Source organism: Sulfurospirillum multivorans DSM 12446, assembly GCF_000568815.1.
Classification (GTDB): domain Bacteria; phylum Campylobacterota; class Campylobacteria; order Campylobacterales; family Sulfurospirillaceae; genus Sulfurospirillum; species Sulfurospirillum multivorans.
Genome location: NZ_CP007201.1, coordinates 2,781,584 through 2,798,613, shown reverse-complemented (window position 1 = coordinate 2,798,613; position 17,030 = coordinate 2,781,584). Strand labels below are relative to the sequence as shown.

At 42.0% G+C, this 17,030-nt stretch carries 14 protein-coding genes; 6 read left to right on the top strand and 8 right to left on the bottom strand.

All coding sequences use genetic code 11. The features are described from left to right. Positions 1-48: 48 nt before the first annotated feature. Genes selB through SMUL_RS14465 form a run of 5 tightly spaced genes read right to left on the bottom strand, consistent with a single transcriptional unit; the run spans position 49 to position 6,670 of the window. On the bottom strand, positions 49-1,884 hold the full coding sequence (selB, locus tag SMUL_RS14485; protein WP_025345974.1) for a selenocysteine-specific translation elongation factor: 1,836 nt from the start codon (positions 1,882-1,884) through the stop codon (positions 49-51). Then, positions 1,885-3,222, bottom strand: a complete 1,338-nt coding sequence (gene selA / locus SMUL_RS14480; RefSeq protein ID WP_025345973.1) for an L-seryl-tRNA(Sec) selenium transferase — start codon at positions 3,220-3,222, stop codon at positions 1,885-1,887. It lies immediately after the preceding gene. Continuing rightward, positions 3,219-3,893 carry a response regulator gene (locus SMUL_RS14475; RefSeq protein WP_025345972.1) on the bottom strand — a complete coding sequence of 225 codons (675 nt, stop codon included), beginning with the start codon at positions 3,891-3,893 and terminating at the stop codon, positions 3,219-3,221. Before SMUL_RS14475 ends, selA begins: the two co-directional genes overlap by 4 nt. Then, on the bottom strand, positions 3,874-5,505 hold the full coding sequence (locus SMUL_RS14470) for a sensor histidine kinase (protein WP_025345971.1): 1,632 nt from the start codon (positions 5,503-5,505) through the stop codon (positions 3,874-3,876). Before SMUL_RS14470 ends, SMUL_RS14475 begins: the two co-directional genes overlap by 20 nt. A gap of 1 nt (position 5,506) precedes the next feature. Further along, positions 5,507-6,670 carry an ABC transporter substrate-binding protein gene (locus SMUL_RS14465; RefSeq protein ID WP_025345970.1) on the bottom strand — a complete coding sequence of 388 codons (1,164 nt, stop codon included), beginning with the start codon at positions 6,668-6,670 and terminating at the stop codon, positions 5,507-5,509. Positions 6,671-6,875: 205 nt separating this feature from the next. On the opposite strand from SMUL_RS14465, the gene SMUL_RS14460 reads away from it, so the two are divergent. From SMUL_RS14460 to SMUL_RS14430, 6 genes are all read left to right on the top strand, one after another. Beyond that, the gene (locus SMUL_RS14460) at positions 6,876-8,558 is read left to right on the top strand and encodes a 4Fe-4S binding protein (RefSeq protein WP_025345969.1); all 1,683 of its coding nucleotides are present in this window, start codon (positions 6,876-6,878) and stop codon (positions 8,556-8,558) included. Next, the gene (locus SMUL_RS14455) at positions 8,555-9,274 is read left to right on the top strand and encodes a TorD/DmsD family molecular chaperone (protein WP_025345968.1); all 720 of its coding nucleotides are present in this window, start codon (positions 8,555-8,557) and stop codon (positions 9,272-9,274) included. The genes SMUL_RS14460 and SMUL_RS14455 overlap by 4 nt, the downstream gene beginning before the upstream one ends. 176 nt (positions 9,275-9,450) lie before the next feature. After that, positions 9,451-9,654, top strand: a complete 204-nt coding sequence (locus tag SMUL_RS14450) for a hypothetical protein (protein ID WP_025345967.1) — start codon at positions 9,451-9,453, stop codon at positions 9,652-9,654. A 21-nt stretch (positions 9,655-9,675) separates the two neighbouring features. After that, positions 9,676-12,501, top strand: a complete 2,826-nt coding sequence (locus tag SMUL_RS14440) for a formate dehydrogenase subunit alpha (RefSeq protein WP_407701816.1) — start codon at positions 9,676-9,678, stop codon at positions 12,499-12,501. A 22-nt stretch (positions 12,502-12,523) separates the two neighbouring features. Next, positions 12,524-13,078, top strand: coding sequence for a formate dehydrogenase FDH3 subunit beta (fdh3B, locus tag SMUL_RS14435; protein ID WP_038534068.1), 555 nt, complete (start codon positions 12,524-12,526; stop codon positions 13,076-13,078). Positions 13,079-13,088: 10 nt separating this feature from the next. Further along, a complete protein-coding gene (locus SMUL_RS14430) occupies positions 13,089-13,988 on the top strand; it encodes a formate dehydrogenase subunit gamma (RefSeq protein ID WP_025345963.1) in 900 nt (299 codons plus the stop codon). 79 nt (positions 13,989-14,067) lie between these two features. On the opposite strand, the gene SMUL_RS14425 is transcribed toward SMUL_RS14430, so the two are convergent. From SMUL_RS14425 to SMUL_RS14415, 3 genes are all read right to left on the bottom strand, one after another. Continuing rightward, positions 14,068-14,910, bottom strand: coding sequence for a helix-turn-helix domain-containing protein (locus SMUL_RS14425; RefSeq protein WP_025345962.1), 843 nt, complete (start codon positions 14,908-14,910; stop codon positions 14,068-14,070). Positions 14,911-15,187: 277 nt separating this feature from the next. Continuing rightward, entirely contained in the window at positions 15,188-15,670 is a 483-nt protein-coding gene (locus tag SMUL_RS14420) for a YceI family protein (RefSeq protein ID WP_025345961.1), read from the bottom strand. 17 nt (positions 15,671-15,687) lie between these two features. Then, positions 15,688-16,971 carry a hypothetical protein gene (locus SMUL_RS14415; RefSeq protein WP_025345960.1) on the bottom strand — a complete coding sequence of 428 codons (1,284 nt, stop codon included), beginning with the start codon at positions 16,969-16,971 and terminating at the stop codon, positions 15,688-15,690. Positions 16,972-17,030 lie beyond the last annotated feature (59 nt).

Sequence of the window (17,030 nt, the reverse complement as noted above, 5' to 3'; positions counted from 1 at the left end):
AAAGAGAAGTGAAGTTTTACATGTAAAGCTTCACTTTATTTTGAAAGTTTATCCAAGTACCCTTCTATTCCCTTCTTTTTTTACATCATCAAAATTATCAAGATAGTCAAGATACGCGACCAAGTATTTGCGACTGATGTCGAAGTGTTCTTTAAAGGCTTTGATGTCAACGCCATTTTCTTTGCGCATAATCTCTCGTAGATGCGCCATCATGGCACTGAGCGCAAGAGTTGTGACAAAGAGGTTGTGCTCTAATCGAACGACCTTTTTAGCCCGCGTGAGGCTTTTGAGGGCATCATCACCCATTTTACGGTCGATGTCGAGTTCATCGTAGATGTTGTACGGAGCTTCTGGGGTAAATTCGGCTTTAAGTAAGATGTCATAGAGTCTATCTTCGATGAGGGCCTCGATATTGTCGATGTCGATTTGCGCGTTTTTGTAGATGCCATTCACCAAATCCAACATGCCTTCATCGCAGAGTTTTTGAAGCACGCTCTCGACCAAGGCAACGCTTGCCCATTTGAGTTTGAGGGAGAGCGAATTGGCGGAGAGGAGGGCATAAGCATTTTTGGCGTAAATGGCTTGAATGATGCGTTCTAGCTCATTTTTCATCGAAATGGGGTAGAGGACTAAGCCTTTTTCATCGACAAAAACGTCACTCATTTCATTGGCGATCGTTATCGCTTCTTCATGGTTTAGCCCAAAGCGTTGGTTGGACGAGATCAGCCCAAAGCCGTGTTTGTGCATCTCCACTAAAAGGGTAAAAGCACTTTTAAAATCCTTGGCGTCCAGTGCTTTAAGAAGCTCTAATTTCACCCTTTTTTTCATTGGGTCATTGATGGGATTGAGTACGCGTCCACCGCCGATGGTGCGACCGCTTGCTGTGATAATGAACGGCTCATCGTGGACTAAAAAGAGCTTGTGATTGAACTGTAGTTTGGCAAAACCTCGCTCAATACTCTCTTCGGTTTCGTAAAACAAAATGCGCGCTTCGACTTGCTTGGTGCCGACGTATAAAATGACTTTGGCGTTGTGTTTTAGAGTGTGTCCACCGATGCTCTCTATCCAGACATCCGCGCAGTCAAAACCACGGATAAACCCTTTTTTGCACAGCAGTGCCCCTTTTTCAAATGCCGTTTTTTGGGCGTTTTGAAGGTTGATCGCGGTTCGCTGAGAGGAATAGGCTGCTTCCACATCGTGGTCGTGGACTTGAAGGTTGCGGATAACAAACTCTTTTTCAAGCTCTGGCGCAAAAAGTTTTTCACCGACTTTGATCGTTCCATCCAGTACGGTTCCTGTCACAACGGTTCCCGCACCTGCGATGGAGAAAGAACGGTCAACGTAGTAGCGAAAAAGCCCATTGCTTTTTTTAGGCGTTACGGGTAGGTCAAACAGGGCGTTCTTGAGCGTTTGAATCGTGGAAAGTTCATAAATACTGACAGGGATAATCTCGACCAAATGGAGGTTGTGAAGTGTTTTGAGATGCTCGGTGATTTCGTAGGTTCGCTGCTCGATAATCTCAGGTGTTGCGAGGTCTTTTTTGGTGAGTGCTACGATAATATTCTTTACATGTAAAAGATTTAAGATCTCCAAATGCTCTTTGGTTTGAGGCATAATGCCCTCATTCGCATCGACAACGACCAAGCTGGCATCGAAACCAAAGGCACCTGAGATCATATTTTTTAAAAGCTTTTCATGCCCTGGAACATCGATAAACGCGACGTTCTTTGCCTCGTTTTGCATACTGGAAAAACTGAGGTTGATGGTGATGCCTCGGCGTTTTTCCTCTTCTAAACTGTCTCCCTCAAAACCCGTAAGAGCGGTGATGAGAGCCGTTTTACCGTGATCGACATGTCCTGCGGTTCCAACGATACTATACTCCATTTAATTCCCTACAATGCGTTTAATAATTTCACTCAGTTTTTCTTCGGTACTGGGAAGGATTGTGCGAAAATCGAGTAAAAAGTGGTCATTTTCAATGCGCCCGATCACATGGTTTTCGCGGAATTTTCGCTCCAAAAGGGTTGCTTTTCCTTTTACATGTAAAGCAATCGTGGGGAAGCGACGGTTGGGCAAAGTACCGCCACCCATATAGGTTTCGCTCTCTACAATTTCGCACGAATTTTTGCCGACAGACTCTTTTACATGTAATGCTCGTTGCGTGAGTTCTTCGACACTTCGAAACAGCAGCCAAAGCGTAGGAATTTGCTCGTACTCTTCTGCGAGATACGCTTTAATGCTCTCTTCAAGCAGACTCAGGGTGATTTTATCCACACGTAGCATTCGAAGAAGTTGGTTCTTTTTCAGTTTTGCGATCAAATCAGCCCGCCCTGCGATAATGCCTGCTTGCACGCTTCCAAAGAGTTTGTCGCCACTGAAACTGATCAGTGAAGGGTTACATGTAAGAATTTCTGAAAGGGAATGTTCGCGGTTGCCGAGGTTGTACGGCAGTTTAGGAACGTAGCCGCTTCCAAGGTCGTAGTAGTCCAAAAGGTTGTTTTGGGTGGCGAGTTGCTTGAGATCTTCATACGCTACGGCTTCGCTAAACCCTTCGATGCTAAAGTTGGACTGATGCACCTTCATCAGCATCGCGATGTTTTCGTTGATGGCGCTTTCGTAGTCAGTGATTTTGGTTTTATTGGTCGCTCCGACTTCATTCAGAATGGCGCCACTTTGTTTCATCACTTCAGGAATGCGAAAACTGCCACCAATCTCGACCAATTCGCCCCTTGAGACCACGACTTCTTGGTTTTTGGCAAAGGTGTTTAAGATCAAAAAGACAGCGGAAGCGTTGTTGTTGACAACCAGTACATCTTCCACATTTAAAAGCTCTCTCAGATGCGTGCTGACATGCTCATAGCGCTCGCCTCGACTGCCAAGTTCTAGGTTATACTCCAAATTGGAGTAGTTGCAGATGACGTCACTGGCGCGATCCAACAAGGTTTTCGAGATCAAACTTCTGCCCATATTGGTGTGCAAAATAACGCCTGTGGCATTGATAAGAGGTTTGAGTGAAGGCTCAAAAAGCGCGTCATAGGCTTTTTTGATTTCCTGCATTAACGCCTCTTCATCGAAGCTTTCGATCTCTTTGGTGATAAGTCCTTGACGGATTTCCTCGATTTTTATTCTGGCGATTTTCATCACTAAGGTTGCATTACAGCCTTCAAAAAGCGTATGTGTAAGGCATTTGTCAACTTTTGGAAGCGTTTTTAAAGCATTCATGCGTTCTCCGGAAGCGGCAATTGGGTCTCGTCAAACAGGTATTTTTTATTTTGAATTTTTGTCAAAATCCCTTGATCTCCAAGCTGTTTAAAGAGCTTGATGACGGTGGGTTTACTCACATCCACTTGCTCCATAATCTCGCTGTAAGAGTAATTGAGCATATTGTCATTGTCCAAATTTTTGATGATAAAACGGATGATCTCGACTTGCTTGCTATCGGTCACCGCGGAGATGGTTTTGATGATGTTATACGAGCGCACGATCTCTTTGGCTTGAATTTTTGGAAGCAATACATCGTGCAATGAATTAAGGAGCTCCTTGATGTTGACAGGCTTAATGAGGTAGTTATCCACATGAAGTTTTATCGCATCCAGCAGATACTCGGTGTCGGTAAACGCAGTCGTAACGATGGAGGGAAGTTCGATCTCTAGGTCATGTTTGAGGGTGCGCAAAAAGTCCAAGCCATTGCTGTATTTAAGGTGAATGTCCGCGACAATGACGTCGATTTTTTCGGTTTTAATGATCTCCAAAGCTTCCTCGATCGTTTGCACGGGGTAGATCTTTTTCACAAAATCTTCTAAAACAGATGTGGTGTGTTTCAGCAAATCCGCTTCATCTTCGATGTAAAGAATCGTAAAGCTACCGAGTAACTCAAAATTGCGCTTGTTCATCGTCATCACCCTCGTTTGTGTTGATATAATTTTTTGGTATTTCTATCGTAAACATTGTGCATGCCCACAAAACTTTTGTGCTTAATTTGTGGCGAATATTTTTACATGTAATCTTTCCGTGCATGTGTTTTTCCACCATCTGTTTGGACATATAAAGCCCAATTCCTGTGCCTACACTCTTGTGTTTGGTCGTAAAATAGGGGTCGAAAACTTTGGGTATTATATCACTTTTTATTCCACCGCCATTATCGATGACATTGATAAAAATACGTTCTTCATTTTGCTTGGCGATGATGTGAATAATCTTGTGAATATTATCGGTCTTACTCGCCAAAATATCCTTGGAATTGCCAATAAGATTGAGAAGCACGTGAATCAGCTCATTTTTAAAACCAAAGACTTCAAGGTCATCTTTGATAAAAAGTGCTAACGTGATCTCCTCGCGTTCCAACTGATACTTGGAAAGGTCAACCGCTTTTTGGATCACCTCTTTGATGCGAAACGCTTTTTTGCTTTTGTTGGGGTTAAAGAAGGTGCGAAAATCCTCCAGAGTGTCCGACATATTGGAAGAGAGCAGTTGGGCATCTTTGACACGTGAAGCGATGAAGGGTTCGTCCAGTTTGCCTGCTAAAAACTTACTCTCAAAACTTTGAATAATCATCATCAGTGAACCTAGCGGTTGTCGCCATTGGTGCGCGATGTTTTGAAGCATCTCTCCAAGACTCGCAAGTCTTGCTTGTTGGAACATGATGTTGTCTTTTTTACGACTGTTTTCGACTTCTCGTTTGATGCGAAGTTCCAGCGAATCGTTAAGATCGCGAAGCTCTTTGGTCTTGATGAGAATATTTTCCTCAAGATAGTTATGCAAATTTTTAAAATGGTTAATGATGATAAAAAGCACCATCGTGATAAAAAAGAAGATCAGACCGATGAGCAGAATAAGCATGATCGTACTGGTCTGAAAGAGGCTGTCGTTGACCTGTTTTTCGGTAATCGCTTGTTTGAGATGCGTGGTAATGAGGCTTGAGAGATAAATGTTCAGCGAATTGGCTTCGAGCATAATGTCATCAATCAAAAAACTCGCTTGTTCGGTTTTGGAGTATTTCAATAGTTCCAACATCATCGTGATTTTACTATCAATGCTTTGCATCTTCACGCTGATCTTTTCCACAATTCCTTTTTGAAAGATAGTCTTTTCAGGAATGTCGGGCATGACCAAAAAGAGACTCAGCCAACGACTCGCAAGATAAGGGAGTCCTCCGATCTGACGGTTGGTTGCAAATTGGTAACTGTTCCACTGTTTGTGGATGATCTGTTGCGCGAGATAGATCACTTCGATGGCATCATCATTGCTGATTTGGCGCTCTTTGATGTCTCGAAGCGTTTCTGCGACATTGACGCGGTAATTGTCTTTAATCTCTTCAAGATCGACTTGGGGTTGCGTGTGCTTTTGAAACAGGGTTTCATAGTCGTATTTAAGCGCAAAAATGGAGACGAACATCAAAAAACCAATGGTCATCGTTCCACTTAAGATGATGAAAATAAGAATTTTGGTTTTATTGGAAAACTTGATGGTCTCTAGTTTTTGGTTAATAAACTCTACAAACGTCATCTTAGTACTCGTACTTTTGAATAATTTCAAATTTGCCGTTGACATAGTTTGAGAGGTAAACTTGATTGAGCAGTTGGGCATTGTGGTATTTTAAAGGAATGTTGTCGAGCGTTTGGGTGGGAACATGTTTGAGGTGATCCAAAAACTTACCCGGTGTGATCGCTCCATTGATCGCCTTAAGCGCCGTGACCACAGCTTTGGCTGCCAAATACGATTCGTAAGAGACCAATGAGGGTTTCTCCTCTGGGTAGTAAAAGGCAAGATTTTTGATGTACTCCACCGCCTCTTTGGAGTAAAAATCATCGTAAGAGGGAACGGTTTGAGAAAAGAGAATGTTCTCACCGTTACCGTGCAGTTCCCCCATAAGGGCGTCTGCATTGACAAAAGAGATGGGACAAAAGATGATCTGTTGTGGGCAACACTCTTTCACTTTTTCGATAAAACGAGCCGTAGGTTTATACGAGCCCACCAAGATGATGGCTTCAGGTTTTGCCGCTTCGATCTCATGAATCGCATGGCGAATGGAGAGCGTGTTGCGTTTATAGGTTCCCTCCGCCATCAGTTGCAGGTTGCGTTTACCAAGAGCGGTTGAGAGTGCGATGTACCCCTCTTCGCCGTAGTCATCGTTTTGGTAGAAAATCGCAAAGCGTGTAATGTTTTTTTGCTTCGTGAGGTACTCCACTAACGCGTCAAGCTCTTCGGTGTACGCACTTCGAAAGTTGATGATGTTCGGCGTCTCTTTGGTGCGAAGAAACGAAGCGCCAGTGTAGGGGGCGATAAAAGGAATCTGGCTTTCCGTGATGAGCGGTAACACACGTTTGACTGTAGGTGTTCCTACAAAGCCAAAAAGGGCAAAAACGTCATCTTTGGTGATGAGTTTGATGGTATTGCTGTAGGTGTTTTCAGGTTCGTATTTGTCGTCATACTGGATAAATTCAATTTTTTTACCCTGCACACCGCCTCTGGCATTGGTGTGGCTGAAGTAGGTATTTGCGCCCACAACGACATCTCGACCCAAATGACTGTTAATGCCAGTGAGAGGCAGCGAGGCACCTAGGACAATGGTGTTTTTCTCCACACTTTTATACGAAGTGGCGAAAGAAAAGAGGAGTACCAGCACGATTAAGGCTAAAAAGCTTGTGATTAGAAAGTTTTTGTTTACCAAAATTGTAACACCTTTGTCATTTCATACCTATTATTATAACTGAAGAAGATTAACACAAGATAATAGTGAAAAAACACCACTATTACGCTATATAATTAAATATATAATGCTTACTAAGCGGATAAATATACTCTTGTTAAGAACGATTTAATCCAATTCATTTTACAATTCGGTAAATTCTTATTTACCACTTAATGGATGTAAAATGCAAAAAGAGTACGTTTTCTACGATACCGTTGGTATTGATTTCCCTCTTGACGAAGCGATAGAACTGGTTAAAAGCCCTTGCAAAGGTGATTTTTTAGTCTCGAACGACCCTGAGGCAGAGGCAATTATTTACGCACCAGAGATCAATTTTTACCTCCAACATTCACGCGATAGCATTGCAAATAAAATTTCCACGATCACTAAATTGTATGCCATACGCGCCCTTGGGTTTGATTTTGCGCAAGATATGGACTATTCTCAAGAGGTGGGCAACAAAGTGCTTATCGTGAGTGACGATGCCAACGATGAAGCTTTAAAAGCAGAACTAAGAGAAGAAGACTTTACGGTTATGTTGCTCTCTTCTTCCATAATTTTAGATGTGAACGGTCATATTGGTTCTTTACATGTAACGCTCAAAAAAGAGGATGAACTCCTCGAATTAGAGTGCGATCAAATTCTGTGGTGGAATGCTCCAAGCTTTGCGATGAAGCAAAGTGGCGTGTATGATCCAGCTCTTCTTGGACTGGAAGGGGCGCTTAAAAAGCTTCGAGACAACAAAGGCGAGTACCACTATAAAAATTTTATCAACTACGATCCTTCCATCTGTCAGTACCATGAAAGACGCACAGAGATTTGCGGTAAATGTGCTGAGGTTTGCCCAACGGTTGCGATTTTAAAAGAGGATGAGACCAAGCATTTGGCATTTTCGCATATTGATTGTCATGGCTGTGGCGGTTGTGTGAGCGTATGTCCGAGCGGTGCGCTTGATTATACGCAGATGCCGCGCATTGCTTTTGCCCATTTGAGTGAGTATTTTAAAGGCGCAACGGCACTGATTATTCCTCATAAAATGGATTTGGGGTTGATTGATATTCCCTTGCGTGAGGGCGTTTTACCTTTGATGATTGAGGGTGAAAAATACCTCCATGAAGCGCACCTTTTAAATCTACTTCAAACCAGTGGCAATCCGATCATTTTCTACACCGATTTTATCTCCAAAGGTACGGGTGATGTGATTCGCATCCTGAATGAAATTTTTGAGAAAAAGTACCACAAAAAAGCGATTTACGTCTGTGAAGACAGTGCTGATTTGGCGCGTATTTTCGAGAGTATGGAAAGTTTCCCTGAGTGTATGTACGGCATCAATGAAGACGGTCTTCGCAAACGCGAGATTTTTTCAGCGCGTCTTTCGCATTTAGTGGATGGTGAAGATTTGGGTGTGTTAAAGACGGGTGAGCATGTGCATTATGGCAACATCGTTATTGATGAGAGCAAATGTACGTTGTGTCTGAGTTGTGTGGGAGCCTGTAATGTGCGAGCTCTAACAGCGCATCCTGAAGATAATTCGCTTCGTTTTAATGCTTCGATTTGTACGAATTGTACCTATTGTGAAGTGACCTGTCCTGAAGAAGGTTGTTTAACCGTCGTGCGCGATGAGATCAGTTTAAAACCAAGTTGGTTTTCGCAACGCATTATGACGAAAGATGAGCTTTTTACCTGTATTGAGTGTGGGACGCCTTTTGCCACTGTCAAAGCGGTTGAGAAAATCGCAGCCATCATGACGCCGCTTTTTGGCAATGATGCGGTGAAGCTTAGAACACTTTACTGCTGTGCCGCCTGTAAACCCAAAGTGATGTTTAAGGCCCACATGGAAAATGAAAACAAAGGACTCAGTTTATGAATAAAGAGGCGATCAATAAAGCAAGAGCCGTTTACTACGGACTCTTTGCTTCACTGTTAATGTTTTTTGAGAACAAGAATGATCTTGAGGTGATTCAAAAAACGATCGATATTTTAGCGCAAAACCCTCTTGATGATGAGAGTAAACTCGCGTTTACTAATATGCAAAATTTGCTTATTAGTGGAGGCTATACTCTGTTAAAAGAGGAGAGTGATACGGTCTTTTTTAGCCCTTATTCTGCTTTTATTCCTGTCACGGCGTCATATTTTCTTGAAAACCGCGATGATGGTAAAAAGCGTTTAGAGATGGTCAATTATGTTCTAAGTTCTAACTTCAGACGCGATACGGAAAAGTTTAAAGAGATGGAAGATCATGTTGGGTTTATTATGCTGTTTATGCAAAAAATGATCGAAGAAGAGCTCTCTGGCAATGAGAAAAGTGCTCAGCTTTTGCGCGAAGTGTTTGTCAACATTCTCAATCCGTTTATAGATGATTTTGTCGGTGCGCTTTACATTCACGAAGAGAGCCATTTTTACCAAGAATTAGCCGTGATTATGCACTCTTTTATAGCATTAGAGCGACTCTATTTGGATGTGAAAAAACCGCTTAAAGAAAAAGAAGATCAAGCACCAAAAGTTTATACCAAAGAGCACAAGAAACCACGTAAACCATTAACACCAAGACCAAAGAAGAATTTTGAAGAGTTCGTGCTCTAAACATTTACATGTAGATATGCCAAAAGTGCATATCTACAGCATTTCAAGGCATTTTAATATGCCAATTTTGCATAATTAAAACGCTCTACATGTAAGGATTTTAGAGCTGAAAAAACAGCGGTTTTTTCAGCTCTCTCTTTAATGTTAAAGAGAAATTCTGCAAGGAGAAAATGACCATGCAAGATCAAAGAAGGAGTTTTCTTAAAAAAACTCTGAGTGTGGGTGCAGTTGCTGCAACCGTGAGTGTCGGAGCAATTGCTGGCGATACAGGTGCAAAAACAGCAGGAAGTAACGGTGTTGTTAAGGGAAAATCGAAGAAAAAAGAGATTCTCTACACAAAAACAGCCAATTGGGACGCGTATTATCACGCGGCAGTCTAAGGAGATTAGATGAGTAAAGAGATGTTAAAAGACGCCTCTTTGCACATGGGAAGACGATCATTTCTTAAAATGGCAGCGATCGGAGCGAGTTTTGGAGCAGGCACAGCCTTTGCATCCAGCGACTCAATCAGACCCGCCACGCAAGAAGAGGTGAAAAATCCATTCCCAGGTAGCAAGAGAGTTAAAACAATCTGTAGTATTTGTTCAGCAGGGTGCGGAATCATCGCTGAAGTTCAAAACGGTGTTTGGGTTCGCCAAGACGTGGCACAAGACCACCCAATCAGTGAAGGTAGCCATTGTTGTAAAGGCATTGACCAAATTGATTTGGTGAAGAGCACGCAACGTATTAAGTATCCTTTGAAAAAAGTGGATGGAAAATGGCAACGTATCAGTTGGGATCAAGCCGTTAACGAGATTTCAGAAAAAATGCTTAAAATGCGCGCCGAAAATGGCCCAGACATTGTCGAGTTTTTAGGTTCAGCAAAATTCAGCTTGCAACAATCGTACTACTTTAGTAAGTTTGCCGCAATGTGGGGAACAAACAATATTGACCACGTAGCTAGAATCTGACATAGTGCTTCCGTCGCAGGTGCTGCGAATACATTTGGATACGGTGCTATGACACAACAATTTGGCGATGCAGTGAATGCAAAAGTCATTATGATGATTGGTGCAAACTCAGCGGTTGCAAACCCAATTGGATTTAAACACTTCTTACAAGCAAAAGATAGAGCTGGTACAAAATTGATCGTTGTTGATCCAATTTATACAAGGAGTGCTGCAAAAGCAGATATGTATCTACGTATTCGTTCAGGTACGGACATTGCCTTTATCTACGGCATGCTTCACATCATCTTTAAAAATGGTTGGGAAGATAAAGAGTTCATTGAGTCACGCTCTTACGCGATGGATCAAATCCGCGTCGAAGCTGCGAAATGGACACCAGAACTCACCTCTGATGTTACAGGCATTCCTGTGGATCAAATCATTCAAGCGACAACACTTTTTGCAAAAAATAGCCCAAGCGCTATTGCATGGTCATTGGGAATTACGCAACACAGTGTGGGCTCATCTAACACCAGAATTATTCCTATTCTTCAAATTGCGCTTGGCAATATGGGTCGAAAAGGCGGTGGTCTTTACATCATTCGTGGACACGATAACGTTCAAGGTGCAACCGATATGTGTAACCTTGCAGACTCCTTACCGGGTTATTATGGACTAGGTGATGCTGCTTGGAAATACTTTGCGCAGTCTTGGGGTGTCGATTATGAGTGGCTTAAAGGTAGATTTTTTGAGCCAAAATGGATGAACGAAAAAGGGTATTCACTCGCAAAATGGTACCAAGGCGTCCTTCAAGAGGAGAAAACCTACTCTTCTGCACCTATTCGCGCTGTTTGGATTCAAGGAACGGGTATTACCTCTATGTCGCAACAAGCGAAAATCAAAGAGGCATTGGACAAAGTTGATTTAGTGGTGATTGCAGAGCCATTTGTCAACGAAGCAGCCGTTCTTACCAGCAGAAAAGACAACATGTACATTCTCCCTGTCGGTACTCAATTTGAATCTGAAGGAACCGTAACGGCTACAAACCGCTCTTCTCAATGGAGAAGTAAAGTTGTTGAGCCTCTTTATGAGAGTAAAAGCGATGAAGAAGTGATGTTTGCCTTTGCGAAAAAATTTGGCTTCTATGACCAGTTTGTACAAGGTATGAAAATGGGTGTCAAAAATGGCAAAGTGGTACAAGTTAAAAATGACTTTAAATGGCCAGATGATGCAGTCACCGAAATTGCACGAACGATTAAATCCATTGGTTTAAGCGGATGGACACCTGAGAGACTTCGCGCGCATCAAGAAAACTGGCACATGTTTGATCCTGTTACCTTAGAAGGTAAAGGGCCGATGAAAGGTCAGTATTACGGTCTTCCATGGCCATGTTGGGATGAAAAACACCCAGGTTCGCCTATTCTTTACAACCGTGATGTTCCTGTGAATGAAGGCGGTATGGGCTTTAGAAATCGTTTTGGTTTAGAGCACAATGGTGTGAGCCAAATAGCCGATAAGAGCGTAACCGTTGCAGGTTCAAAAATTGAGGGCGGTTATCCACAACTCACGAAAGAGAACATCGAAAAAGTGCTTGGCATTACCCTCAGTGAGGAAGAAAAAGCGCAAATGGGTGCGAGTTGGGCGATGGACTTTAGCGGTATCATTCAGCAAAAAGCGCGTGAAAAAGGCGTTTGTGTTTATGGAAATGCAAAAGCACGTACGATTGTTTGGGAGTTCCCAGATCCTGTGCCATTGCACCGTGAACCGATCCACTCCCCACGTTGGGATTTGGTTCAAAAATACCCAACCTACGATGATCAGCCGAAAAACTTCCGTGTTGAGACGAAATTTAAGTCTGAGCAACAAAAACAAGACTGGTCTAAAGAGTTCCCAACGATGTTGGTCAGCATGAGGGTGGTTAACCTCTCAGGTGCTGGTATGTTAGAGCGAACGAGTAAATACCTCTCAGCGATTACGCCAGAGATGTTTGCGAACATTCACCCAGACCTAGCACTCAGTCATGGCATTAAAGATCGCGATATGATGTGGATTCATGCGCCACATGGCACAAAAATCAAGGTTAAAGCGTATCATAATCACAGTGTTACGCCGGATCGTATTTGTCTACCGTACAACTTTGCGGGTGTGTTTCAAGGAGCGGACTTAAGTGCGAATTACCCAGAAGGCACCAAACCGTATGCTATCGGTGAGAGCTCAAATACCATTGTCAACTATGGTTTTGACGTGATCACACAAATTTCAGAATTCAACGCTGGTCTATGCCGCGTCGAGAAAGCATAGGGGGTGGCCAATGAGTAATGAAATGTCAAGAATGAAATTTTTCTGTGATGATAACAGATGTATCGAGTGTTTTGCGTGTTCCGTTGCATGTGCAGAAGCGCATGAACTTCCCACAGGCATTAGCCGTCGTAAGGTTATTACGCTCTTTGATGGCATAGAAGGTAAAGAGGTTTCTACTTCGATTGCATGTATGCACTGTACGGACGCACCATGCGAGCAAGTCTGCCCCGTTGATTGTTTCTACATTCGTGAGGACGGAATCGTTCTTCATGATAAAGAGAAATGTATCGGTTGTGGTTACTGCTTGTACGCATGTCCGTTTGGTGCTCCACAATTCCCACGAGATGGCGCTTTTGGTGCCAAAGGGGCTATGGATAAATGTACCATGTGTGCAGGAGGACCACTTGAGACGAACTCTGAAAAAGAGCGACATCTTTACGGTCAAAACCGTATCGCTGAGGGACGTGTACCGATGTGTGCGGCGGTGTGTTCTACCAATGCACTGCTTGTGGGTGATGCGGAAAGTGTCTCAACCATTTACCGTAAAAGGGTAGCAGGTCGAGGTAAAGGTGCATAAAGGAGCAGCAATGAAAAAATACATCGTTATGTTCATTGCAGCTCTGTGTTTGGCATCAGTGGCATACGCCGCTGATAGCCAAATCTGGGGTGAGATGCGCATCCAAAATATCCTAGGATACGGACAAGAAGAGTCATGGAAATTAGGACCCTTGTTCACCATGCTACAGCATAAATACTTTGCATGGATATTCCTAGGCGTCTTGTTGGGCGTTCCTTTGGTGTTTTTCTTACACTATAAAATTGTAGGACCAAAAGTATTTCCCCACAGTCATAACAAACATTACGCCTTTAATCTGTTTCACCGAACCGTCCATCAAATAGCCGCAGTAAGCTTTTTGGTGCTGCTTCCTACAGGATTTATCATCGTGTTTGGTGACTTCTTTGGGGGTGGAACGCTCGTGAGAATGGCAAAGAACCTTCATGGACTCTTTACCATTCCTTTTGCGATTGTGGTCATTCCAATGGCGTTGATGTGGCTTAAAGAGGCACTGTTCAATCTGGAAGATGTGAAATGGTTTATGATCCTCGGAGGCTATCTTTCTAAAGAGAAGCAGATCATTAATGCAACCCAATTTAATGCCGGTCAAAAGATGTGGTACTGGGTAGCCATACTGGGTGGCATCACGATGATTTTAAGCGGTGCTTTTATGTTTTTCTTGGACTTCAAGATGGAAATGTTACATAATATCACAGGTCTTAGCCAGATTGATTTACTGCGCGTTGCAGCGATTTTGCATAACGTTATGGGCTTTGCCGTCGTTGCACTTTTTATTACACACGTGTATATGTCTATGTTTGCAATTAAAGGTGCAGTGCATAGCATTATCACTGGCTACGTTGAAGAAGAGGAAGTGAAGATCCTTCACAATGCGTGGTATAAAAAGCTTAAGGATCAGGGTAAGTTTTGATCTTACATGCTAAGACAGAATTATAGGTTTACATGTAAGCTTACATGTAAAGATAAAAGCCCCAGAAATGGGGCTTTTATTAAAGTGATTGCTTTCGAAATACCAATGGGGTAAATCCCGTCTCTCGTTTAAAAAAGCGGCTAAAATAGGCCGCATCTTCAAAGCCTAGCATCGCAGCAATTTCATTGGAATTCATGCCTGTATAACAGAGCAGTCGTTTGGCTTCTATGACCGTTTTGGAGCGAATGTATTCACCGCATGGAATGCTGGTGTACTCTTTGACGGCTTGATTGAGTACTTTGAGTGAAATTTTGAGTTTTTTAGCATAAAAAGCAGGGGTTTGAATTTTATAATTATTGCTCTCTAAAAGAGTGTTCAGTGAGCCAAAAATAGTTGTTTGGGTGTTTTCATTGACGACATTGGGCAGAAGCCTTTGTACTTGAATCAAAAAGAGTTTGAGTAAGTTATTGATCGTACACTGTTTCAGTGCTTTTTCGCTTTTAAACTCTTCATGTAAACTGAGTAACAATCCCTCTAAAGCACTGTACGCGGGTTCTTCAACCAGTAGATAATCAAAATTAAAGATGGAGAGATTTTCCAAAAATGTCTTGTCTGCAAAAATGGAGATGTCAAAACGGGGCAAAAATCCTTGAAATTCTCCGCTGTAAAGGGGTAAATGGATTTGAGAAGGGAGCATTAGATACAAAGAGCCTTTTTGCATTGGTCTATCGGTAAAATCAATGCGCATAATGCCATTGCCTTTTTCAACAAAAATAATTTCATAAAAAGGGTGGCGGTGTGGGAGTGGAGGAGGGGTTCCTTCTGGCAGAGGTGCATGCTTAGCTTGTCCAATAAAAAAATTTCTCTCCTCATTAGGGCTGTTTGGGTCAATATCGTAAAAAAGTTTGACTTCCGTGTGCATTCGATTTCCTGCTAAAATTTGTAGAGAATCCGCGTCGTTACATGTAAATGAAACTGTGAAATGAAACGATACACTCCAATAAGTATAGCAATGTTCATACGCATGTACTCTAATATGCAATACTTAATTTAATGTACTGACTCACCTCTCAAATAGTATAAAATTTTTGCTACAGCTTTGATAAAAAAGCTGTAGCAAAGAGACTATTTAAGGAGTTTTAGAAGAGAGGAAGCTTGGCGGCAGTGACCTCTCTTCTTAAAATATGGGTTTAAGGATCTTATTTCTTGATGTCGTATTTAACGGTTACTTCATCACCTGATTTAATCGCACCAAACATAACAGAAGGAATCTCTAAACCAAACTCTGTCATTTTGACTTTAAAGCTACCCGCAACATGATCGAGCGTTAAAACTTCAGGCTTGAGTGTTTCAGTTCGCTCTTTATCCAGTACTTTGAAAACACCTTTAACCGTGCCAGCTGCTAAATCAGCTTCAAGAAGCTTAAAGGTAATCACATTGTTGCGATCAATTTTGAGTGTCTCATAAGCTTTCTCATCGAGTCCTTCATCACCACTTTTCAGTGTTTTAATTTGAACGGAAACGTTCAGTTTTGTGATTTTAGAACCATCGTTTTCAAAAGCAACATCGGTTTTGTTTGAGACCATTTTCCAATCATGGAGTGTCGATGTTCCATGAATCTCAATGTTCTCAGCGTAAACCAAACCAGATAAAAGTAAAAGGCTGCAAATCAATTTTTTCACGTTAAATCCTTGTAAAATTAGAAGCTAAGCGCTGCGTTGACCATAAAGCCGTTGAAGCTTGCGTTGCCGTTTCTATAGATAGAAAATTTCTCACGCTCTTGATCGATGTATTCGATTTTTGCAACAGCATTTTTAGAGAGGAACCAACCTGCTGCTAATTGCCATTGGGTTAATTCTGCATCACCAAAGTCATTGAAGGCATCTTGATATTCTTGAACAGCATTTTCATAGCGTGCTGCTAGCCAGAATTTGTCATTGTAAAAACGTTGGACAAGATCGACTGCGTAGTGTTTTGTATCGGCAGATTTACCGTTAATGTCTTCTGCATTGATGACTTCATACATAGCGTAAAATTCGGTATCTTTGTATTTTAAGAAAAGGTTTGTTTTAGCGGCAAGAACATCCGGTGTTATGGTCGCTGTACCCACAGAAGTGTAAACCGATGTTGGTTGCCATCCTGAAGAGAAAACATCGGTATTTGCTGTACCATAAACGTTTCGAATAACATTACCTGCTTTATCGCCATTGTATAAATCAACTCTGTTGACACCTTCGATATAATAGACAGATTCGCTAATTCTAAAGCGTAAATCATCACTGAATTCGTGATCGAATCCAAGTTTACCATAAAGCGCATAACGGTTACTGCTTGTACTTGATGTCTCAACAATGGTTGTATCTTGAGGGTTAGCTTGACCGTTCGTGATACCCACCATCGCAAATGAACTGATAGCCGGAATACGGTAAAGCACTTCAATATGCGTACCTTGTGTGTAACCATCAACGGCTAAGTTATTGATAAAGGGGTTTCGCATCACATTCGCGTTATCCGTTCTTCTGTACTGATCATCACCATAGTTAATGTCATTGACACCGATTTTAATGGTCGTATTTCGCATAACATCTGAGAGAAAACCAGGCGCTATAAAATCCAAGTTATCGATGGTTGCATAACCACCTTTAACATAGGTTTCATTGTGGTGGTGACTTGCTAGCATGGTTTGTAACTTAACATTAAAACCACTCATGATTTTTCCGTAAATATCAAAGTTTGCCGTTGGCAAAATAAGCGCTTCTTCAATACCACTGTTGGTGGTATAGGTTGTGCCATTTGTTGTAGTACCTTGCCAGTCTTGGCTCAATCCTTGATAATAGAAAGACAAGTCAACGGCAAAACTGACTTCTGGTTTTCCACTGAAAGCAGAAGTATCTTTTTCTGGTTCAAATTGTTGAACAATCTTAGCACTCGCCAAAGTGCCACAGACAACTGTACTTAAAAGTACGATAGCGATTTTTTTCATTGTAATTCCTCCGAAAGTTAAATTTCAGATAAATTATAACGATTAACTTTTCTTTTTAA